Origin of the sequence: Paraburkholderia silvatlantica, assembly GCF_003096715.1 — a bacterium.
Lineage (GTDB): Bacteria > Pseudomonadota > Gammaproteobacteria > Burkholderiales > Burkholderiaceae > Paraburkholderia > Paraburkholderia silvatlantica.
Map to the genome: position 1 here is coordinate 175076 of NZ_QEOL01000012.1, position 22020 is coordinate 197095.

Consider the following 22020-nt stretch of genomic DNA (forward strand, 5'->3'; position numbering starts at 1 on the left):
GTGAAGCCATTCGATGAGATGCTGACGTCCGCTGACGGGGTCCGTACGCCTTATGAACTGCTCAAGCAATGGCTCGATGCGCAGAATCCCGCAAATCTAGCGGAGAAGGCGAATGACGCGGAAAGCGTCTTTCGTAAAACGGGCATTACGTTCGCCGTGTACGGTGAAGAAGAAGCCGCCGAGCGTCTGATTCCGTTCGACATCATCCCGCGCATCATTTCCAGTCAGGAATGGACGCGCCTGTCGCAAGGCATTGAACAGCGCGTGATAGCCCTCAACGCTTTTCTCGACGATATCTATCATCGTCAGGAGATCGTGCGCGCCGGGCGGATACCGAAGGAACTGATAGCCCAGAACGATGCCTTTCTGCCGGAGATGATCGGCTTCCGGCCGCCGGGCAATGTCTACACGCACATCATCGGCGTGGACATTGTGCGCACGGCCGAAAACGAGTTCTACGTGCTGGAAGATAATGCCCGCACGCCCTCCGGTGTCTCCTATATGCTGGAGAACCGCGAGACGATGATGCAGCTTTTCCCTGAGTTGTTTCAGCAGGTCAAGGTGCGGCCAGTCGAAGCTTATCCGCAATTGCTGCGCGAGTCGCTTGCCGCCGTGTGTCCACCTGGCGGCAAGCAGGAGAACCCGACGATCGCGGTGCTGACGCCCGGAATCCACAACTCCGCGTATTACGAGCATGCGTTCCTCGCCGACCAGATGGGAGTTCATCTGGTCGAGGGCAGCGATCTCCAGATCGTGAGCGGGCGCGTGGCGATGCGCACAACCGAAGGGTTCTGCGCCATCGACGTGCTGTATCGCAGGCTCGATGACGCCTATCTTGATCCGCTGAGTTTCCGGCCCGATTCCGTGCTCGGTGTCGCCGGCATTATGGACGTCTACCGCGCGGGCAACATCACGATCGCCAATGCACCAGGTACCGGCATTGCCGACGACAAAGCGATCTATTCCTATATGCCGGAAATCGTCGAGTTCTACACGGGCCGCAAGCCGATCTTGGAGAACGTGCCGACCTGGCGATGTTCCGAGCCGGGCAGCCTGAAATACGTGCTGGACCATCTCGACGAATTGGTGGTGAAGGAAGTTCACGGGTCGGGCGGCTACGGCATGCTGGTCGGGCCAGCCGCGTCGAAGAAGGAGCGGGAAGATTTTGCCGCCAAGCTCAAGTCTCGTCCGAACAACTACATCGCACAACCAACGCTGGCGCTGTCGACCGCCCCGATTCTGACCGAAAAGGGTCTGGCACCACGCCACGTGGATCTTCGGCCCTTTGTGCTGGTGTCTGACCGCATTCGCATCACGCCGGGCGGCTTGACGCGCGTGGCCCTGAAGGAAGGTTCGTTGGTGGTGAATTCGAGCCAGGGTGGCGGCACCAAGGACACCTGGGTACTAGCGGACTGAGGGTCCGGACGAGGATCGCATATCGTCCGAAGTTCTATCGAAGAGACTGGGTGCGCAAGAACCTGAGAGAACGCCAGCCTGATACAGAACTGGCACACGAAAAAAAACAGCAATCGGAGTTGGACAGGACATGCTTCTTGGACGCACAGCAAGCGGGCTTTACTGGATGCACCGCTATATCGAACGCGCGGAAAACATCGCACGGATAGTCGACGCCGGGCTGCGTATGGCGCTGACCAGAACCGCCGATGCGCAGGCAACCTGGTCATCCGTGGTGGTGACATCCGGCGCGGAAGAGGGTTTCCGGGAGAAACACGACGCTTATACCGCCGACACCGTTTCCGACTATCTGCTGCGCGACGGGCACAATCCCTCGAGCGTTCTGTCGTGCATCGAAGCGGCGCGCTCGAATGCCCGCGTGGTGCGCACCGCGCTCACCCGCGAGGCGTGGGAGAGCGTGAACGAAGCCTGGATGGTGGTCAAGCGGGCGCTGGCAACGCCTGTGGCGGCGAGTGAACTGCCGGTCGTACTCGATCAGATCAAACGCCAGGCCGCGCTGATCCGCGGCACCTTCCACGGCACGATGCTCAGAAACGAGATTTTCGATTTCGCCCGAATCGGCACCTTCATCGAGCGCGCCGACAACACCGCGCGCATTCTCGACGTCAAATACCACCTGTTGCTGCCCGCGGTGTCCTATGTTGGCACGACGCTAGACAACTACCAGTGGGAATCGATCCTGCGCTCGGTCGACGCGCATCGATCCTACCGCTGGGTCTACGACGTCCAGTACAAACCGACCAATATCGCCGACTATCTGATCCTCAACGGCCGCATGCCGCGCTCGCTGAACTTCTGCTACCTGAACATCGTCGAGAACCTCGCGTATCTGGCGCAAGACTATGGCGTCACCCATGCCTGCCACAAGAGCGCCGACACTACGCTCGCTACGCTCCGAGACAGCGCGGTCGAGCAGATCTTTGCGCAAGGCCTGCACGAGTTTCTCGAGGGCTTCATCGGGCAGAACCACCGGCTTGGTTTTGAAATCGCCGAAACCTACAACTTCGATTGAGACCAGCCATGCGTATCGCTATTCGTCACACCACGCACTATCAGTACGATCAGCCGGTCCCTTATGCTTTGCAGCGCCTGAGACTGCGTCCGCAGTCTTGCCCCGGGCAGACGGTCATCGACTGGCAGGTCACCGTTGACGGCGTCGAGCCGAACGTCTCTTACGTGGACGGGATGGGTAACCATGTCGATTTCGTACGGCAAGAGCGCAACACGCACGAGACAGTCATCGTGGCCGCGGGGACGGTCGACACGGAGGACCTGGCGGGGATCTTCGGCACGGTCGACGGCGTTGCGCCGCCCTGGATCTTCGAGCGGGAGACACCACTGAGCCGGGCCGGCGAACACTTTCGTGCGCTCGCGGCCGACCTGCGCGCCGAAGATGCGCAGCTTCAGTCGCTGCATACCTTGATGAGTACGATCCACGACAGGATCGATTTTCAACCCAGCACGACCGAGGTGAGCACGGATACGGAGACGGCTCTACTTAATCGCCAGGGAGCCTGTCAGGACCATGCGCGCGTCTTTATCGCCGCGGCGCGAACGCTCCATGTGCCTGCCCGCTACGTCTCGGGCTATCTGCTAATGGATGGTGTCGCGAAGCAGACGGCGAGCCACGCATGGGCGGAGGCGTATCTCGACGGACTCGGTTGGGTCGGCTTCGATGCGGCCAACAACACGTGTCCGGACGCGCGTTATGTGCGCGTCGCAACCGGCCTCGACTATCGTGATGCGATGCCCGTATCCGGCATTCGCACCGGGCACGGTGCTGAGACGCTGACTGTCGAGATCAGCGTCTTGCCGGCCCAAGGTCAAAGCCAGAGCCAGAGCCAGAGTTAAAGCTGACGGATCGATGAAACATCTTATCAACCGTCGCGCTGATGAGGTATGCATAAATGTTCTTAACCTCGCTTGCAGGGAAGCAGTATGTCAAATTTCGGTAGCGCAGTGAGCGACATCAATGGCTCGTCGGAAGACGTTACACACGCTTCCAGCGTAGACGCGGAGCCGGCGTCCTGCGAGGTGCGCGCCCGTCTTAAGCGCGTGAAACAGAAGGCGGCTGATGCGCAGGTCATCGTCGTCGAGAAGGGGCGCAAGTCTGCGCGGGCTGCCAACGACTATGCGCATGACCGTCCATGGACGACGGCCGGCGTGGCCTTGGGTATCGGCGTGCGGATCGGTCGAAAATAGCCTGCCGGGTCATCGGCTCATAGCGACACTGCTGGGCCCCGATGTAACTGGATGGAGCCGGACTCGGCGCCTTCGGTTGCATGGCTCGGCGCGTCTTGAGATTCGCGACGCCAGGCTTCTGGGTGAGGCAAGCGTACTCGCTGCACGCCCTGAGAGATTGCGGGTCCGGAACATCCATCCGTCGAATAGAAGTAGAAGCGTCATCCATGTCTATCCACGTCGCGCTCCATCACGTCACCCATTACAGCTACGACAAGCTGATCAACCTCGGTCCGCAAATCGTTCGGCTGCGCCCCGCGCCTCATTGCCGTACGCCGATCCTGTCGTATTCCTTGAGGGTCGAACCAGCAGGACACTTCGTCAACTGGCAGCAGGACCCGTTTGCCAACTACATGGCGCGCTTGGTATTCCCTGAGAAAACCCGCTGCTTCAAGGTCACGGTCGATCTGGTGGCCGAGATGTCGGTCTACAACCCGTTCGACTTCTTCCTTGAGGAGAGTGCCCAGACGTTTCCGTTCCAGTACGATGATTCGGTACGCCATGAACTGGCGCCGTACTTGGCTTGCGATCAAGCCGCGGCGGCTGCGCCGGCGTTTCGCTCCTATGTGGCTGGCATCGACCGTTCGATCGAGGGCACGATAGATTTTCTCGTGGCGCTAAACCAGAAGCTGCAGCAGGACGTCCGCTACCTCGTGAGGATGGAGCCAGGGGTGCAGAAGCCCGTGCAGACGCTCGAACTGGGTTCCGGGTCATGCCGCGACAGCGCTTGGCTGATGGTGCAGATATGCCGCCATCTCGGGCTCGCTGCGCGCTTCGCATCGGGCTACCTGATCCAGCTTAAGCCGGACGTCAAAGCGCTCGACGGCCCGGGCGGCAGCGAAGTCGATTTCACCGACCTGCACGCGTGGTGCGAAGTCTACCTGCCGGGAGCCGGCTGGATCGGTTTCGACCCGACGTCTGGCTTGCTGGCCGGCGAGGGGCACATTCCGCTCGCTTGCACGCCGCAGCCAATGAGCGCAGCGCCGGTGGAAGGGCTGGTCGACGAATGCGAGGTTGAGTTTGCGCATGAGATGAACGTGACGCGCATCTATGAATCGCCGCGCGTGACCCAGCCCTACACGGAAGAGCAATGGCAGGACATGCTGTCGCTCGGGCAAGTGGTGGACGCTGACCTGCTGGCCGGCGACGTGCGTCTGACGCAGGGCGGCGAGCCGACCTTCGTCTCCATCGACGAGCGCGACGGCGCCGAATGGAACACCGAGGCACTCGGGCCGACCAAGCGTGGCTACGCGACTGAACTCGTGCAGCGTCTGCGCGCGGAATACGGGCAAGGCGGTTTTCTGCACTTCGGCCAAGGCAAGTGGTACCCGGGTGAACAGTTGCCGCGCTGGGCGCTATCCATCTTCTGGCGTGAGGACGGTCAGCCGGTCTGGAACAACCCGGCGCTGTTCGCCGACGAGCGTGAACCTTCTTCCCATACGGCCGCCGATGCGCAGCGTTTCATCGCGGCGCTGACCACACGTCTTGGCCTCGACGGCGAATGCATCGAGCCGGGCTACGAGGATGTCTGGTACTACCTGTGGCGCGAGCGCCGTCTGCCGGTCAACGTCGACCCGTTCGATTCGCGCCTTGACGACGAACTCGAGCGCGCGCGTTTGCGCAAGGTATTCGAACAGAACCTCGACAGCGTGGTCGGCTACCTGCTTCCGCTCAAGTCCTCGGAGAAGGGGCCGGGTCTCGGTGGCTCGCGCTGGCAGACCGGGCCATGGTTCTTCCGCGACGAACGCATGTATCTATATCCGGGTGATTCGCCGATGGGCTATCGCTTGCCGCTGGACTCGCTGCCCTGGGTCAGCGAGAGCGATTATCCGTACACGGTCGAGCAAGATCCGTTCGCACCGCGCGCCGCGCTGCCAGGCACCGAGGCGCTGCGCGCACGCTATGCCGGCGTGGAGGGCGCGCCGGCATTGGCGGCGGGAAGAAATGAACGTATGGGTACGCGCACGCTAATGCAGCCGCTGCGTGGCGGCGTGGATCCCGGTGCAGGTCTTGATGCCGATGGAACGGGACGGGGCGATGACGATCAGCGCTATCCGCAACTTCACGAGTCGGCAGGGTGGATCACACGCACGGCGCTGTGTGTTGAAGCGCGCAAGGGAATCCTGTATGTCTTTATGCCGCCGCTTGCGGCGCTCGAAGATTATCTCGAGCTGCTGGGAGCGGTCGAACTGACCGCTGGGGAGCTGGGCGTCAAGCTGGTAATCGAAGGCTATCCGCCGTCGCGCGATGCGCGGTTGAAGATGCTGCAGGTCACGCCGGACCCCGGCGTCATCGAAGTCAACATCCATCCGGCCCATGACTTCAACGAGCTGGTACAGCGTACCGAATTCCTCTATGAAGCGGCCTACCAGTCGCGGCTGTGCAGCGAGAAGTTCATGGTTGACGGCCGTCACACCGGCACGGGCGGCGGCAATCATTTCGTACTGGGCGGCGCCACGCCGGCGGATAGTCCGTTCCTGCGCCGCCCCGACCTGCTCGCCAGTCTGATTGCGTATTGGCATAACCATCCGTCACTGTCGTATCTGTTTTCGGGACTGTTCGTCGGCCCGACAAGCCAGGCACCGCGCGTGGACGAGGCGCGCAATGATCAGATTTACGAACTGGAGCTCGCGTTCAAGGAAATCGAACGCAACAAGCTGATATATGGCGCGGACATGCCGCCCTGGCTGGTCGACCGCGTGCTGCGCAATATCCTGATCGACGTGACGGGCAACACACACCGTAGCGAGTTTTGTATCGACAAGCTGTACTCCCCGGACTCCGCGACCGGGCGCCTCGGTCTGCTTGAGTTGCGCGCGTTCGAGATGCCGCCGCACGCGCGCATGAGCATCGTGCAACAACTGCTGTTGCGCGCACTGATCGCGCGCTTCTGGAAAGCACCCTACAAGGTGCGACTGACGCGTTGGGGGACGGAATTGCATGATCGCTTCCTGTTGCCGGCCTTCCTGAAAATGGACTTCGATGACGTGCTCGCCGAGGTGAACGAAGCCGGCTACGCGTTCGACCCGGCGTGGTTCGCGCCGCACTTCGAATTCCGCTTTCCCTTGTATGGGCAGGTGGCGGCGCGAGGCATCCAGCTCAGCCTGCGCGGTGCGCTTGAACCGTGGCACGTGATGGGTGAGGAGGGCGCACCTGGCGGCACGGCGCGCTACGTCGACTCGTCGCTCGAACGCTTGGAAGTGCACGTGAGCGGGCTCAACGACAATCGTTATGTCGTCACCGTCAACGGGCAGGCGCTGCCGTTGCAGCCGACCGGCCCAGTCGGTGAATACGTGGCGGGTGTGTGCTACAAGGCATGGGCCCCACCGTCGGCTTTGCATCCGACTATTGGCGTGCATGCACCCTTGACCTTCGACATCGTCGACACGTGGATGCATCGCTCGCTGGCCGGTTGCCAGTATCACGTCGCGCACGCGGGAGGCCGCAACTACGACACGCTGCCGGTCAACGCCTACGAGGCCGAGAGCCGGCGATTGGCGCGCTTCTTCAACTTGGGACACACGCCGGGCAGGATGGACGTGGAGCCGGCCATACTGAGCCGGGAGTTCCCGTTCACGCTGGACCTTCGACATACGAGCCAGACGAGACGCTAAGGGTGTTTTTATCGCGCGAAGGCCGATCGGAGACATCGGTCCTCGCGAATACGGCCGGCCTGTGCGGGTCAGGCCGGCGCGCGAGCGGCCTCGCCGGCTGCGTGCGCAGCGGGAGTCGAACGCGTCGCGCGTGAACCACCACCTATGACAAAACGGGATTCCGGAAGTGCTTTCTACCCAACCCAATGGCCTGGTGTCCGACGGTAACTCAAGAGCGGCGCCGGTTCCGACGCGCTCGGGCCAGGGTGTCGCTGAACCGGCTACCGATCTGGCTCGCGCCGCCGAAGCCGGTCAATACGATGAACTGCGTGGCAGCGCCGCTGCGACGCCGACCATGCCGTTGACGGAGCATTGGCGCGAATTCTTCACGCAGTTGGCCGGCGAGGGCTTTGCCGGCCTCGACAAGCGCGTCGAGGCGCTGCGCCGCCGCGTGCATGACAACGGCATCACCTACAACGTGCATGCTGATGTCAGCAAGGGGGCCGCGCGCCCGTGGTCGCTCGATCTGTTTCCACTGCTCATCACGCCGCAGGATTGGGCCAGCATTGAGCGTGGCGTGCTGCAGCGTACGCGTTTGCTCAATGCGATGCTCGACGACCTTTACGGGCCGCAAACCATTCTGCGTGATGCGTTGTTGCCACCTGCGCTGGTGACAGGGCATCCCGGTTATTTGCGGCCTATGCACGGTGTGCGCCCCGCCGGAGCGACATGGCTGCATATCGCCGCGTTCGATCTTGCGCGTGCACCGAATGGCGAATGGCGCCTGGTGTCGCAGCGCACCCAGGGACCGTCGGGCCTCGGCTATTTGCTGGAGAACCGTCTGATCGTCTCCGGTCTGTTTCCACAGCCGTTTCACAGTCTGCGTGTGCAGCGCCTCGCAGCCAGCTATCGCGCTTTGCTACAGAGCATGCAGGACATGAGTCCGGCGGGGCGAAACTCGCGCATTGTGCTGTTGACGCCGGGACCGCTAACCGAAACCTACTTCGAGCATGCTTACCTTGCCCGCTACCTGGGGCTGACCTTGGTGGAAGGCAGCGATCTATCTGCGCGCGACAATCGTCTGTATCTGAAGACACTGCAGGGGTTGGAGCCCGTGCATGGCGTGCTCGGGCGCCTCGATGACGACTATCTCGACCCGCTGGAACTGCGTTCGGATTCCACATTGGGTGTGCCGGGACTGTTGCAGGCGGTGCGTGCCGGCAACCTGCTGATCGCCAATGCGCCTGGCTCCAGCTTCCTGGAATCACCCGGCATTCTGGGCTTCCTGCCGCGGCTTGCCGAACGTCTGCTGGGCGAGCCGCTGCTCCTTTCGACGGTGCCGACGTGGTGGTGCGGTGAGCGGCTCGCCTACGATGAGGCCATGCCGCGGCTGTCGCAGTGCGTGATCAAGCCGACGTATCCAGCCGGTATCCAATGCGGAGGCCGGTTCGAGCCGGTAGTCGGCAGCACCTTGTCGGAGCCGATGCTCAATGAGTGGCGCGCGCTCATCGCTGCGCAACCGGACAACTACACGGTGCAGACCTATCTGCCATTCTCGCAGGCGCCGACCTGGCATAGCCGTGACGCGGCGGGCTGCGCGGCGCACGAGCGCATTGTGCCGCGCGCGGCCATGCTGCGCGTCTTCGCGATTTCGGACGGACCAGGCGCATGGCGTGTGCTGCCGGGCGGGCTTACGCGTATCGCGAGCCGCGATCAGTTGTCCAATGTATCCATGCGGCGAGGCGGCAGCAGCGTCGACACGTGGGTCATGACCGAGGGCGCCGTCGATGCGACGACGATGCTGCGCGAACATCTCGGCCCCGACGACCTGATCGCGCGATCACGTACCGTTTCGAGCCGTGCCGCCGAGAATCTGTTCTGGCTCGGGCGTTACACCGAGCGCGCGGCGAACAGTGCCCGTCTCGCGCGCGCGGCGCTCGAACGCCTCACTGCGGAGGCCGACGACGACAGTGCGGCACAGTTGCATCTGCTTGACGTGCTGTGCCGGGAAGGCCACATGATTCCTGCCGACACTCCGCCGGGCCCGCACGCGCCGCGCGACTTCGAGCGTGCGCTGAGCGCGGCGCTGACGAGCAGCGACGACGGGATCTCCAGCGTCGCGTTCAGTCTGCGAGGTATGTGTGGGGCGGCGGCGGCGATCCGCGAACGCCTGTCCCGCGAGCAATGGCGACTGATCACCGACGCAGTCCAGCACTTCAGTCAGACGTGGCAAGCCGGTGGCGGCGAACCTGAGTCGTCTGGCAACGAGGCGCTGCGCGCGCTGGAGCGCCTGAACATTCACCTGGGCACGATCACAGGCGCACAGACCGATCACATGACACGCGACGACGGTTGGCGCTTGCTGTCGATTGGCCGGCAGATCGATCGTCTGGCGTTTCTCGGCACCGTCCTCACAGCAGCGTTTAGAACCGGTGCGGTTCACGAACAGAATGGCTTCGAACTGGTGCTCGACCTGTTCGACAGCGCGATCACGTTTCGCTCGCAATTCCAGCGCCGCTTCGACGTCGCGCCGCTGATTGACCTGCTTGTGCTGGACGCCGACAACCCTCGCTCGCTGGCTTGGGTGGCACAGACACTACGTGGACGGTTATCCAAGGTGGAGTGCGGTGAGCGCCATGAGCTGTCGGACCTGGCTCGAATCATCCCGGACGTCGCCCGCTGGCCGCTGCGCGAATTGTGCGACCCGGGTGAAGACGGTCTCTACGGGCCGCTGCTGGATCGCTTGAGCGCCTGTTGCGAGGCAGTCTGCAAGCTGTCTGACCGCATTGGCGAGCGCTATTTCAGCCATGTGCGCGAAGCCGAAACGACGCTGTGGGGTTAAAGCTAAATCGATCATGGACCTACCCGAACAGTCCGCCGGCCAGGATCAGCGCGCCGACGGCGCGCGCTTGCTGCGCGTGACGCACGATACGCACTACCAATACTCGGCGCGGGTGGAATACGCGCAGCATCAGGCATGGTTGCATCCGCGGGAAACGCCTCGCCAACAGGTGCTGGATTTTTCGCTAGATGTCAAACCCTCGCCGGATCTAATCAGCACCGAGGTCGACACGTTCGGCAATCGGCGTTACTTCTTCTCGCTCAACCAGCCGCACGACGAATTGCTCGTGCGCAGTAGCAGTCTGGTTCGCGTGCGGCCGCCGCGACTCGCGGCAGCCGCATCCGGCGAACGACCGCCAGTGATCTCCGACCCCTCAACCTGCAACGCCAGTGCTTGGGAAGCCATCCGCGCAAGCCTCAGCTATCGCGCCGGGCAACCTTACGACCCCGCCTGCGAATTCACTTTTGCTTCAAGCTATGTCACCCGTCATGCTGAACTGGCGCGCTACGCCGCGCCCAGTTTCACGCCAGGCCGAGCGCTCGTGCAGGCGGCGTGGGAATTGATGCAGCGTATTCACGAAGACTTTGCCTACGCGTCGAATAGCACCGAGGTGACGACGACCGCGCTCTCAGCACTGGCGATACGACGTGGAGTCTGCCAGGACTTCGCGCATGTGCTGATTGGCGCCCTACGTTCGCTCGGTCTTGCGGCGCGCTATGTCAGCGGCTATCTGCTCACCCGGCCGCCCCCAGGAAAGCCGCGGCTGATTGGCGCTGACGCCTCGCATGCCTGGGCCGAAGTCTACGATCCGGCCTGGCCCGAGGACGGTGGCTGGCTGCAACTGGACCCGACCAACAACCGCGCGCCCGGTAACGATTACGTGGTGCTCGCGACCGGCCGTGACTATGCGGATGTGGCGCCGCTGCGCGGCGTAATCCACGGTGGTGGCAGTGAGCATGCGCTTACGGTGGGCGTGACGGTTGATCCGCTCGACGAGTCTCACGATACTTTATGCGTTCCGGCCGCCCATCAGTGAGCCACGCTCGAAAGTCATATTTCCAAATCGCTCCCGGTACTCGCTGGGCGTCAATCCGGTGTGTCGCTTGAAAAGACGTCTAAAAAAGCAAGATCGGAGTATCCGACTTTGGAAGAGACAGTGGCCATCGGGATGCTATCGTTCTCAAGCAGTCTCTTTGCCGCTGACATCCTCAAAGACTGCACATAGGCAACCGGTGCGTGGCCTGTCGCAGCCTTGAAGCGCCTGATGAAACTGCGCGGCGCGACGTGAGCCGGCCTGTGCGCCGTCACAACCATCGGCGGCGCGTGTGTCGGCAACGTTGCCCAATTGCGCCTACTCAGCCCTGAACTCCATGGGTGGAGAATTTAGCGCTTAGTGCGGCTGCAAAGCCGATGAAGATAGTTGATGAAAGTTCAATACGGAGAAGATGTGGCGAATCACTCAGGCCCCGAGTTATGCGGCGTGCATCGCGAGGTGCAGGCCGAAGTGTTGACAGGGGAAACCGGCAGGCCAGCCATTGAGCCGCGAAATAGATATTCCGGGATGCCGACGCTGTTAAGCGAAGCGGAAAGCAACATGGCGCACGACGTCAATGGCAAGTCGTGTGCTGATCCCGCACGGTCGGAGACCCTGTGTGCATGTCGGGAAGTCTTTCATACGGAAGCAGCGAGATCTCATCGGTGTCCGGTGCGGGTGGACCGGACGGGACTGGGAAGGTCAATGACCGTAAGCCAGTCGGTCGCGCTTCAAATGGTTGCTCCACAAATACCTGCCGCCGTACCGACTCGTCCATCCGCATCCGACCGAGCGGTTTCGCGTCAACACCTTTGGTAAGAGCCGTATGCAGTAGTTCTGCACGTACGGATCTGTGCGGGGGGCGATGGGTAACCATCGTCCCTACCGCGACCGATAGAATGCATAGGGAGATGGAGAATTGTCTTGTGCAAATTGTTCGCGAGAGTGCGGATGATCAACGGCCCGATCTCGAATTTGGGTCGACCGATACAGCGACCTGTCCCGTCGATCTGGTCGGCGGTGGTAAGCGCGACAGCGCGCGCGAGCGGCTTACGTTGAACCCGCATACGGTAGTCCAGACAAGCGAACTCCCGAAGACGTCGTTGACGGCTCGCATATGCGGGTTAATGACAGCGCATGTGATCGATGACAGATCTTCCATGGGCAATCCGAAATGGAGAACGTGAGGTCAAAATTGGCAAAGAGTGTTCCCACAGCTGTGAGCATTCGCGGACGTAACAACCCGTGAATATGGGCGGTGTGCCGGCGGTACGTCACCGGCACCGCGCAGGTCTGACTGCGTCAAGGCGAGTGAAGAGCGCTCGAACTAGGACTGACGCGGCAGTCGCGCATCACGTCCGGGCGGTCCGGAGCCGCAACGCGTTACCGATGACAGAGACCGAGCTCAACGCCATTGCGGCACTGGCGATTATCGGGCTGAGCACAATACCAAACCACGGATAGAGCATACCCGCGGCCACGGGAATTCCTACCGCGTTGTATGCAAATGCGAAGAACAGGTTCTGTCGGATGTTCTTCATCGTGTCGATGCTCAACGCACGGGCGCGTGCGATGCCGCGCAGGTCTCCCTTGACGAGAACGACGCGGGCGCTGTTGATGGCCACATCCGTTCCGCTGCCCATCGCGATGCCAACATTCGCCTGCGCAAGAGCCGGCGCGTCGTTCACACCATCCCCGGCCATGGCGACGATGTGTCCCTGCGCCTGAAGCTCCTGAACATGCTTGTACTTGTCTTCCGGCAGAACGCCAGCCTTGACGCCATCAAGCGACAGGGCCGTCGCCACAGCGTTTGCAGTGACCGCATTGTCCCCAGTGAGCATCACAATCCGCACGCCGGATGCTTTGAGCACACGAACGGCGTCGGGTGTGGTCGCCTTCACGGGATCGGCCACCCCAATATAACCAGCAAGCTCGCCTTCCATGGCGACATAGATGACCGTTTGTCCCGCCTCGCGCAGCTTGTCTGTATTGAATTCGACAGGCTGGCAGTTAATATTCGCATCTTCCATCAGACGCACGTTGCCAAGCGACACCGTGTGTCCATCAATTTTTCCGGTTACACCTTTGCCAGGGATCGAGTCGAAAGCATCCACGCGATTCGTGCCTGTTCCAGCTTCCTTTGCACGCGCGATGATGGCCTGTGCGAGCGGGTGTTCGCTCGCACCTTCGAGACTGGCGGCGTAATCCAGCAACTGGGATTCGGACCGGCCGTTGAGCGTAACGACTGTTTGCACGCGTGGTTTGCCCTCCGTAAGGGTTCCAGTCTTGTCGACGACGACGGTGTCTACCTTCTCCATTAATTCAAGGGCTTCCGCGTCCTTGATGAGCACGCCTTCGCGAGCACCACGTCCGATCCCAACGATGATGGAAACGGGGGTGGCTAGACCGAGTGCGCACGGGCACGCAACGATAAGCACACTGATGGCGACGACCAACGCGTTGCCCAGAGCTGGCGCGGGCCCAACCAGGGCCCAGATGACAAAGGCAATCGCAGCAAGGCCAATGACCGCGAGCACGAACCAGCCCGAGACCCGGTCGGCGAGCTTCTGGATAGGCGCACGCGAGCGGGCCGCCTCTGCCACCATCTGCACGATTCTGGCAAGCAGGGTGTCGGAGCCAACCTTCTCTGCGCGCATCAGGAGCGTTCCCGTCTGGTTGACGGTTGCGCCGGTCACCTTGCTGCCCGTGACTTTCTCTGCGGGGATCGGTTCGCCGGTAATCATCGCTTCGTCGACGCTCGACCGTCCCTCAACGACGACGCCGTCAACGGGTATTTTTGAACCGGGCTTGACGCGAAGTGTGTCGCCGACGATGACGGCCTCGAGCGCTACAGTTTCCTCACTGCCATCGGAGCTGATGCGTACCGCCGTGTGCGGCGCAAGCTGCAACAGGTCACGGATTGCGCTTGACGTGCGTGAGCGCGCGCGAAGCTCCAGTATCTGCCCGAGCAGCACGAGTGTCACGATGACTGCGGCTGCCTCGAAGTAAAGCGGTAACTCGCGTCCATGTCTGAACGCTTCGGGTAGTACGCCGGGGAAGAACAACGCGAAGACGCTGAACGCATAGGCGGCAGCTACTCCCAGTCCGATAAGGCTGAACATGTTCAGCCGCCACGTCACAAATGACTTCCAGCCCCGCTGTAAAAACGGCCAGCCGGCCCACAGCACCACTGGGGTCGCCAGCAACGCTTGTACGCACTGTGACCACGACGCCTGCGTCCAGCGCGGTACGGCCCACTCACTAAACAGATGGTCGATTCCGGCGCCAATATCGACAGGCAGAACCATTCGCCCCATTGTCATAAGCAGCAGCGGAATGGAGAGGGCGAGGCCAACCCAGAAACGTCGCGTCATCGACTCCAGTTCGACGTTATGTTCTTCTGTCGCACCCGGCGTCACTGGCTCAAGGGCCATTCCGCAAATTGGACATGCGCCAGGCGCCGTCGCGCGTATCTGCGGGTGCATCGGGCAGGTGTAAATGACACCGGCAGCCGGCCTGGAGACAGATTTCCGGTCCGCGCTCGCGTACTTGCCCGGATCTGCCCCAAAGACCTCGAGACATTTGCTGCTGCAAAAGTAGTACGTCTGGTCGCGATATTTGAGGTGATGCTCCGACTCTGTCGTTACTGTCATTCCGCATACCGGGTCAACGGCTTCGGTTGCGTTTTGCTGGCCAGCAGGGGACACACGCGCGTGCCCAAAAGCTTCGTGGCTGTGGGTATGATGGTTGTGGCTGTGCGTATCAGACATCGTAAATATTCCCGGCTGTAGTCAATGCACGTGAACTGCGTCACTGGCCGATAATTTGGGGATGAAGCCTGGCGGCGTGCACGCAGCATAGTCTCTCCATATCTGGCCGAAATGTTTTTTTCCGCTTCATGCGCCTGCGTCATGACAAGCCTGACAGATATGTGGATTTGCACGGAATCCTGACCGGCGACGATCTTCTCAGGCACAGGAAATGGCCAGGCAAAAAACTGGGCTAGCCTCAGTCCAGCTGAAGGGGGCAGGTTATGGTTAAGGGTCTCCGGCCGGTGGGCGGTGGCTCAGGGTCATCAAGGCTCCATGGGGAAATTTTGGGCATAGTATACTGGTGTACCTTTCCCATTAAATCAATCTTCGTCAATGGCCGCAATTCAATTCCCTTTGTGAGTCACGAACGGTCCAGAAATCTCGATGACCAGGTTGCCGATTCGATTGTAAGCGCCGCAATTCATGGGCACGTGGTGCAGCGTGCATTCCGCAAAGGTTCGGCATTTTTGGCAGCGCAGGCGGACATGGAGTAAGGTACGCAGATAAGGATAGCGCCGTTTACTGATTCCAGGCAGGGGCGTTCTGCCGCCTGAACCGACCTGGCGGGGCACAAGACCCAGGGAAGCTGCAAATTCGCGTCCGGATTTGAAGGTCTTCGCGTCGCCGATTGTTGCTACGGCAGCGGTCGCCGTCAGAAGTCCTGCTCTCGGAATGGTGCCGGTTGCCCTCACGCTCGCGTCCTCGCTCTTCCAGTGCTTCGGCCGTTGTTCGACGCGTGCAATCGGCTCATCGAGTTACGTGAGCGCAGCCCGTTGTTCGCGCAGAGTTTCAAGCAAGGGGCCCGGAATCAGGGTGCTGACACGTTCGAGGACTGAGGACATGTTGGCGTCGAAGGCGCGTTTGCTCGCGGGCATGACCTCTCCGTATTCGCCAACGAGACCGCGCATGCAGTTGATCTGTGAAGTACGGAATTTGACGAGTTGCTGTCTCACGCGATGCAAACCCAGAACTGCCTGCTGTGCTTCAGTTTTGACCGCAACCGTATTGCCAGGCTGCAGAGCCGCGAGCCAGATGGCGCGAGCATCGGACGTATCGCTTTTATTTCCGATATTGAATGCCTTTGCAAACCGTGATGCCATCAATCTGACTTCGCGACCTATCTGACTCAGCGAGCGGGGTCAGATGTTGGGAGCCACCACATGCCTTTATACCGATCAGAAACGGCCCCCGATTCGCGAAATATTTGAGAAGCGCGACTCGTTTAAGCGGTCGATTGATGATCTCGCCGCTTGCCGCGTCGATATAGTGAATCTGGCTGACATTCTTCCCAATGTCGATCCCTGCTTGTGTGAGCTTCATCGTGCCCTCCGCTCGGAAGTACCGCACGTGCAAGATGCGCCACTTGCGTAGCGGCGTTCATCCCATCGAGCTATGCGGTAAGGTTCGTCCAGGCAAGTTTGACTGACCATGTTGCGCTCAACATGGTTTATGACGCTCGATAGCCTCCGGGCACGGCAGTCCGCTTTTATACGCCCAAATTGCGATTGAGCCGCGTCCACCTTGCGTGTGATTCGAGCATTCGCCGTTTTTATTCACTTCCCTGTCTGGGAAAGTTGGTATTTGACCGCTTCGCGCGACAGGTGAGGCAGTTCATTCGCTTTGGGGCTGTAGAAGACACGGTCATCACCTCCGGCGATTGAGCGGTGCGCATCGGAATGATTCAAATCGCGCAATGGGCTGCCTGGGCAACGGAAACCGATGCGGCTCCCTGTTGTTCGCTGGCGAAACTGAAGTGGGATTTGCGTAATGGATTTCTGCTGCCGATGCCGTTCTTGTCATCGATAAATCGTTCTGACGGGCTTGACGCCTCTTCACCGGAACAAACGAACGACATTCACATCTCGGCATCAATGCATTATCATGGATCCACCGATTGAGGCAGTCACGGTTCGAGTACGGCTCGGTCGCAGTGCGCTGATTGACACGGGTATCACCGGCAAGCGCGTCTTTCACGGATATGAAAAACGCATAGTCAGATTCGCTCTCGTCACACGAATGAAATGGAGGGAGGACGCGAATCTCCATTCGCATTAAAGTTCAATGTACGGTGGACGATAAACACGAGTAGCGAGGCCGAGCTGCGGACATTCAGTGTTCCAGCTCGCACAACGAGATCGCCAAGGCGACCCGCATCATTCTTTTCGGGGGAAAGGGTATGCGCCACAATCAGCCAGTCACGCAGCGCGAGTTCGAAATTCCGGACGATGCGACGTTGATGTCGACTACCGACACGCAGAGCTATATTAATTATGCTAACGCCGCGTTCATCCATGCGAGCGGTTTTTCTGAGGACGAGATTCAAGGTCAGCCCCACAATCTTGTCCGCCACCCTGACATGCCGCAGGAGGCATTTGCCGACATGTGGGCCACGCTGAAGGGTGGAGAGCCATGGACCGCACTGGTCAAGAACAGGCGCAAGAATGGCGACCACTATTGGGTACGCGCGAATGCCATTCCAATCGTGCGCGACGGACGTACGTCGGGCTACATGTCGGTGCGGACCAAGCCTGCCGGCGAGGAAATCGAGGCCGCCGAATCGCTTTACCAACAGTTCCGCGAACACAAGGCAGGCAATCGACGCTTTCACAAGGGCCTGATTATTCGTACGGGCCTGGCCGGTTGGACTTCAGCCCTCAAGACAATGCCAGTCCGCTGGCGTATTCGTACCTCGTTGCTTGCGGCGGCGCCACTCATTCTGGGTGCTGCCTTGCTCGCGGGTGTCAGGGAGCTTTCACTCGCTGCGTTCTCTGCATTTGTTCTGGCGTGCCTGCTCTTCCTGTCGCTGTGGCTTGAGAGTCAGATTTCCCGGCCGCTGGAGAGGGTGCTGGAACAGGCCCTGCGCGTCGCCTCAGGCGAAAGCCAGAAAGCCGTGCATATGGACCGCGTCGACGAGATTGGCATGACGCTGCGCACGATCAGTCAACTTGGACTCATGTTCCGGTGGCTTATTGACGACGTGAGCGAGCAGGTCATTACCGTTGAGCGCGCGATTAAAGAGATCGCCCAGGGGAACAACGATCTCAGCAAACGCACGGAGCAGGCTGCCTCGAGCGTCCAGCAAACCGCATCATCGATGGCCCAGATGAGCGCTACCGTAAAGGGCAACGCGGAAACTGCGATGCAGGCAAACACGCTGTCAGGCTCCGCAAGCCATGCGGCCGCGAAGGGCGGGCAGGCGGTGGCGGACGTGATCAACACGATGAACGAAATCAACACCAGTTCGCAAAGGATTGCTGACATTACCGGGGTGATTGATGGAATTGCGTTCCAGACCAATATCCTGGCATTGAACGCAGCTGTTGAAGCCGCGCGCGCTGGTGAAACGGGCCGGGGTTTCGCGGTCGTCGCGGGCGAAGTGCGTGCGCTCGCCCAACGCAGCGCGAACGCCGCGAAGGAGATCAAGGACCTGATCTCCGCGAGCGTCGAAAAGGTCGAGATCGGGTCAAGCCTGGTCGACGCCGCTGGCAAGACCATGGATGAAATCGTGACGCAGGTTAAGCGGGTATCCGATCTGATCGGTGAGATCCGTTCGGCGACCGAAGAGCAAAGTAACGGCACAAGCCAGATCGATAAGGCCGTAAGCGATCTTGACAGTATCACGCAACAGAACGCAGCGCTGGTCGAGCAAAGCACGGCCGCGTCAGACAGCCTCAGGCAGCAGGCGACGCGACTCGTTGAGGCCGTGAGCGTTTTTCGGTCATGACACGATGAGGGAGTCTGGCAACGGCACGCTCACGGGTGACCGCTCGGACAGCGCTAGTTCTGGCAGCGCGATTTCGGGAAGTCGGGCGAAATTCAGTTGGGCTGCCGCAAGCCGGGGCTCGAACGTGAAAATGGCTTGCCACACTTCGCCGCGGCGAGAAGAGCCCGCGACGGCGGGAGGGGCAGGCCGTGCACGCGCCGTCGATCCCAGTCATTTCGACCTCTGAAAACGAGCTTCAGGCGACCGCATTCGCTTTCTTTCCGTTGTTCGAGAACATCATTCGGCAATTCTGGATTCGCTTGATGCGTTGGGAAAGCAAGTCGGTGCCGCATACAGCGAACCGGGTAGTGGAACCCGGGGTGCGTTGTTCGCGGTGCAACGTCGTACCGGGATCGCTTGATCGCAGTCATGGGTATGTCAACGGAGCGTCGAAAGATCCTTCGCTGCTCGCAGGCTGGCTCACGGCACGAGCAGGGAGCGTCGTGCATGAGGTGTGAAGGTCGACAAGGTCAGCCTGGGACTGAGTCAGGCTTGCTGATGTAGCCGAGTGCTTGAACTTACATTGGATCGAAACCTTGAGCGAAGCCAGGGTGATCGTCGAGGCGTGGCGCCGGGATAACAACGAGATCCGTCTACACTCGGCACCCAAAGCGTTGGCTGCAGAAGAATTTGCCTGTCAGCTGGTGCCTTCACCGGTCCGATCGGATCCGGTGCGCCGCAAAACTCGCTCCCGGTCTGGTCCGGAAACCCCAGGCAGATCAGGGAAGCCGGAAGCTACCGCCGGACTTGGGACACTAAATCCCGGCGCTTCCCTGAAATGTGACGGACCTGACGGGCCGGTGATCTGGTCGCCGGGCAATCTTTTCTCGTTCGATGAGAGCGCTCCCGGGTCTAACCGCTGGTGTGGTCCACCCCACCTATCTCCTTGATGAAGGCGAGCAGGAGCGTGCTGAGCCGATCTGGCTGCTCCTGCTGGATCCAGTGACCGGCGCCGTCAATCAGCTCGATGCCGCTCATTCTCGTCGCCGCCTTCGTCCTCATAAGATCGAGTGCACCCGGCGCTGAATAGGTGCCCCAATCGCTCTTCCCGCCAATGAAGAGGGACGGGACATCAATCGTCTTGCCCGAAAACAGGCGCAACTCAGCGTTCAGGCCAGGGTCGGATAAGACGCGATAAGCTTGAAGGGCACCTTGAAACCCAGTGCGGCCAAACTCCTCCGTGTACACTCCAAGTTCCGGTTCGGTAAGCCATTTGCAGGCCAGGATCTCGGCGGCGGATGGTTGGAACGGAGCGACGGTCTGGGGCATCGTCTTGCCGAGATCCATGACGTAATATGTGGGCAGTTGCGCAAGTTCCATGGCGGTTCGCGCCTTCAACGGATAAGGCTCATTTCCCGGCCAGTCAGCGCTCTTGACGTAGAAAAATGCGCGAAGAAACGCGTGCAAGCCTTGAGGGGGGTGCCACATGTCATCGTTCGCCTCCCGTGTGCTCAAGTATTGCTGGTAATACTCTCTCGGCGGGTTGAGCGCTGCCAGCGCGGCCGCTAACTTTTGATTGTCAGTGTTTGGTTGAACTGACGATGCCTCGCTTTGCGCGGTGTTGAACGGAAGCGCCGGCGGACCAGGAAACGGTGCGCTCATCAGTACCACCGAGGGAAAGACGTCGGGTCGCGCTAGCGCACAATAGGCCGCCACGGGCGAGCCGAGGTCGTGCCCAACGAGCATTGTCGTACGCCGATACCCCAGCGCCGAAATCAATCCGAGGGCGTCGCGCGTCATATTCAGGAGGCTGAAGGGTTCCAGAGGGGTGTCATAGCCGTTCACCCAGCCGGTGGTGCGCCCAAAACCCCGCTGGTCCGGCGCCACAACATGGTATCCGGCGTCAGCCAGGATTGGGATGACGTGTCGCCAGCCATAAGCCAAATCCGGAAAACCGTGCAGAAGCAGCGCGAGTGGCCGATCGGGGCTTTGGTAGCCGGCCTCGAGAATATGGACATCGAGGCCGTTGACGCCATGAATCATGCGCGAGCGGACTCCCTTGGGCAGCGTTCCCTCGTCATAGGTTGAGGCGGCCAAATCAGTTCCTCCCATGGGGTTTGCGCGGACCGGTCGAAGTAAGGCCGCAACGAGGCCGGCGGCGCCCATCGCCAGGACGGATCGTCTGGACACCGACGGCTTGTGTCGGGACACGGGCATCGCTGAGCTCCGGTATATGGTGATCGCCATATTATGGCGATCACCATAGTCAGGTCAAGCGAAACGTGGTACGTTTCCGGCATGACACGCAAAACTGACGCGCGCGCTCGCGCAATTGCCACGGCGGAGCGACTGTTTCGCATCCAAGGCTACACCGCGACCGGATTGACCCAGATCCTGGAGGAAAGCGGTGCGCCTAAAGGATCGTTCTACTTTCACTTTCCACGCGGCAAGGCACAACTCGCAGAAGAAGCAATCGATAATTACATTTCGAATCGAATTGCTGTATTACAGAGCATCTCGGCGAATACGGCGGGGGATGCTCTGAATTTTGTTCATCAGATTTTCAGCACATTTGCGGCTGAAATGGTCGCCTCTGATTTCCAGTATGGATGCCTGATGCAAAATCTGGCGAATGAACTGCCCGCGCTCGACGCTGAGCTGACCAAACGGGTAGCGCGCGGATTTGTTGAGTCGACCGAGATTATTGCGGCGCATTTTAGGGGGTGTGGTTTCGCTCATGTGCGCGCGTCCTCTACCGCAGCCGCGTTGGTAGCCGCCCTTGAAGGCGCCCGAACGATCGCCCGCCTGGAACGTACGCCGGCTGTATTCGAGGCGCTGGCAGATGTTAGTGCCCAAAGGTGGGCTGCGCCCGAGGTGTGATCCGCTTCAGTGTGCTTGCTCGGACGAGGAAAGTAGATCCGCACGCTATAGCATAATCATCAGTGACTGAAGCCATGGGCGTCGAAGAGCAGCTGGTTTGTATCCCAATGGATAGTCAAACAGGCCGCAATCCGCTCACCATCATTTCGACGCTGCCTTCGGCAGGTGTGGGTGCATTGCTCACGCTGATTCTGTGCGACGAGGATCTCCCAGTCACAGGCAAGATCGGCATCATCCGGCTGATCGACATCGTGAAGAAGAACGCGATCGTGACGATCGACTTCGCCCTGGTGACCGAGCGTGAACATTGTCGCCCCCCGGTTCCTGCCTGCGCGAACTGCATTCTGCCTGGATCCCTGCGTACTCATCGCCTCGAGCGTGGAACGGGGCCGCGCGGCATCGGTGCGCAGCCACACCCAGGTACCGGCGGGACCGGTGTA

At 60.6% G+C, this 22020-nt stretch carries 16 protein-coding genes and 1 pseudogene; 11 read left to right on the forward strand and 6 right to left on the reverse strand.

From position 1 onward, the window contains the following. The 7 genes from C7411_RS17830 to C7411_RS17860 all read left to right on the forward strand — a co-directional run bounded on the left by C7411_RS17830 (window position 1) and on the right by C7411_RS17860 (window position 11188). Entirely contained in the window at window positions 1–1416 is a 1416-nt protein-coding gene (locus C7411_RS17830) for a circularly permuted type 2 ATP-grasp protein (RefSeq protein ID WP_110385567.1), read from the forward strand. A gap of 130 nt (window positions 1417–1546) precedes the next feature. After that, window positions 1547–2488, forward strand: coding sequence for an alpha-E domain-containing protein (locus tag C7411_RS17835; protein ID WP_110385568.1), 942 nt, complete (start codon window positions 1547–1549; stop codon window positions 2486–2488). Window positions 2489–2496: 8 nt separating this feature from the next. After that, window positions 2497–3327: a transglutaminase family protein gene (locus tag C7411_RS17840; protein WP_110385569.1), complete on the forward strand. Its 831-nt coding sequence runs from the start codon at window positions 2497–2499 to the stop codon at window positions 3325–3327. 87 nt (window positions 3328–3414) lie between these two features. Continuing rightward, complete coding sequence (locus C7411_RS38765; RefSeq protein ID WP_110385570.1) at window positions 3415–3678, forward strand: ElaB/YgaM/YqjD family protein; 264 nt, start codon at window positions 3415–3417, stop codon at window positions 3676–3678. Between the two features lie 206 nt (window positions 3679–3884). Continuing rightward, window positions 3885–7331 (forward strand): transglutaminase family protein, encoded by a 3447-nt coding sequence (locus tag C7411_RS17850; RefSeq protein ID WP_110385571.1) that lies wholly within the window; start codon window positions 3885–3887, stop codon window positions 7329–7331. Window positions 7332–7524: 193 nt separating this feature from the next. After that, complete coding sequence (locus tag C7411_RS17855) at window positions 7525–10152, forward strand: circularly permuted type 2 ATP-grasp protein (protein ID WP_373682604.1); 2628 nt, start codon at window positions 7525–7527, stop codon at window positions 10150–10152. Between the two features lie 13 nt (window positions 10153–10165). Next, window positions 10166–11188, forward strand: coding sequence for a transglutaminase family protein (locus C7411_RS17860; RefSeq protein ID WP_110385573.1), 1023 nt, complete (start codon window positions 10166–10168; stop codon window positions 11186–11188). Window positions 11189–11238: 50 nt separating this feature from the next. On the opposite strand, the gene C7411_RS38935 is transcribed toward C7411_RS17860, so the two are convergent. The 5 genes from C7411_RS38935 to C7411_RS38950 all read right to left on the reverse strand — a co-directional run bounded on the left by C7411_RS38935 (window position 11239) and on the right by C7411_RS38950 (window position 16317). Beyond that, window positions 11239–11466 (reverse strand): helix-turn-helix domain-containing protein, encoded by a 228-nt coding sequence (locus C7411_RS38935; RefSeq protein WP_207786543.1) that lies wholly within the window; start codon window positions 11464–11466, stop codon window positions 11239–11241. 1071 nt (window positions 11467–12537) lie between these two features. Beyond that, on the reverse strand, window positions 12538–14955 hold the full coding sequence (locus C7411_RS17875) for a heavy metal translocating P-type ATPase (protein WP_110385574.1): 2418 nt from the start codon (window positions 14953–14955) through the stop codon (window positions 12538–12540). Window positions 14956–15341: 386 nt separating this feature from the next. Then, window positions 15342–15689, reverse strand: coding sequence for a transposase (locus tag C7411_RS38940; RefSeq protein WP_165822832.1), 348 nt, complete (start codon window positions 15687–15689; stop codon window positions 15342–15344). A gap of 63 nt (window positions 15690–15752) precedes the next feature. Continuing rightward, a complete protein-coding gene (locus C7411_RS38945; protein ID WP_110385576.1) occupies window positions 15753–16097 on the reverse strand; it encodes a hypothetical protein in 345 nt (114 codons plus the stop codon). Continuing rightward, entirely contained in the window at window positions 16057–16317 is a 261-nt protein-coding gene (locus C7411_RS38950; RefSeq protein ID WP_133792456.1) for a hypothetical protein, read from the reverse strand. Before C7411_RS38950 ends, C7411_RS38945 begins: the two co-directional genes overlap by 41 nt. Before the next feature lie 356 nt (window positions 16318–16673). Between C7411_RS38950 and C7411_RS37070 the strand changes: the two genes are divergently transcribed. Both C7411_RS37070 and C7411_RS17890 read left to right on the forward strand, forming a co-directional pair. Next, complete coding sequence (locus C7411_RS37070) at window positions 16674–16895, forward strand: hypothetical protein (protein ID WP_133253669.1); 222 nt, start codon at window positions 16674–16676, stop codon at window positions 16893–16895. 278 nt (window positions 16896–17173) lie between these two features. Next, window positions 17174–18721, forward strand: coding sequence for a methyl-accepting chemotaxis protein (locus C7411_RS17890; RefSeq protein WP_110385577.1), 1548 nt, complete (start codon window positions 17174–17176; stop codon window positions 18719–18721). An 891-nt stretch (window positions 18722–19612) separates the two neighbouring features. Here the strand turns inward: C7411_RS17890 and C7411_RS17900 are convergent. Continuing rightward, window positions 19613–20743, reverse strand: a complete 1131-nt coding sequence (locus tag C7411_RS17900) for an alpha/beta fold hydrolase (protein WP_110385606.1) — start codon at window positions 20741–20743, stop codon at window positions 19613–19615. A 207-nt stretch (window positions 20744–20950) separates the two neighbouring features. Between C7411_RS17900 and C7411_RS17905 the strand changes: the two genes are divergently transcribed. Both C7411_RS17905 and C7411_RS39140 read left to right on the forward strand, forming a co-directional pair. After that, entirely contained in the window at window positions 20951–21580 is a 630-nt protein-coding gene (locus C7411_RS17905) for a TetR/AcrR family transcriptional regulator (RefSeq protein WP_110385579.1), read from the forward strand. Between the two features lie 128 nt (window positions 21581–21708). Next, window positions 21709–21900 (forward strand): annotated as a pseudogene (locus tag C7411_RS39140) (efflux RND transporter permease subunit); the annotation flags it as partial. Between the last annotated feature and the right edge of the window lie 120 nt (window positions 21901–22020).

Coding starts and splice junctions, on each gene's coding strand:
- C7411_RS17835 (WP_110385568.1), top strand. CDS start 1,547: ATGCTTCTTGGACGCACAGCAAGCGGGCTTTACTGGATGCACCGCTAT.
- C7411_RS17840 (WP_110385569.1), top strand. CDS start 2,497: ATGCGTATCGCTATTCGTCACACCACGCACTATCAGTACGATCAGCCG.
- C7411_RS38765 (WP_110385570.1), top strand. CDS start 3,415: ATGTCAAATTTCGGTAGCGCAGTGAGCGACATCAATGGCTCGTCGGAA.
- C7411_RS17850 (WP_110385571.1), top strand. CDS start 3,885: ATGTCTATCCACGTCGCGCTCCATCACGTCACCCATTACAGCTACGAC.
- C7411_RS17860 (WP_110385573.1), top strand. CDS start 10,166: ATGGACCTACCCGAACAGTCCGCCGGCCAGGATCAGCGCGCCGACGGC.
- C7411_RS38935 (WP_207786543.1), bottom strand. CDS start 11,466: ATGGTTGTGACGGCGCACAGGCCGGCTCACGTCGCGCCGCGCAGTTTC.
- C7411_RS17875 (WP_110385574.1), bottom strand. CDS start 14,955: ATGTCTGATACGCACAGCCACAACCATCATACCCACAGCCACGAAGCT.
- C7411_RS38945 (WP_110385576.1), bottom strand. CDS start 16,097: ATGGCATCACGGTTTGCAAAGGCATTCAATATCGGAAATAAAAGCGAT.
- C7411_RS38950 (WP_133792456.1), bottom strand. CDS start 16,317: ATGAAGCTCACACAAGCAGGGATCGACATTGGGAAGAATGTCAGCCAG.
- C7411_RS37070 (WP_133253669.1), top strand. CDS start 16,674: ATGATTCAAATCGCGCAATGGGCTGCCTGGGCAACGGAAACCGATGCG.
- C7411_RS17890 (WP_110385577.1), top strand. CDS start 17,174: ATGCGCCACAATCAGCCAGTCACGCAGCGCGAGTTCGAAATTCCGGAC.
- C7411_RS17900 (WP_110385606.1), bottom strand. CDS start 20,743: ATGATTCATGGCGTCAACGGCCTCGATGTCCATATTCTCGAGGCCGGC.
- C7411_RS17905 (WP_110385579.1), top strand. CDS start 20,951: ATGGCGATCACCATAGTCAGGTCAAGCGAAACGTGGTACGTTTCCGGC.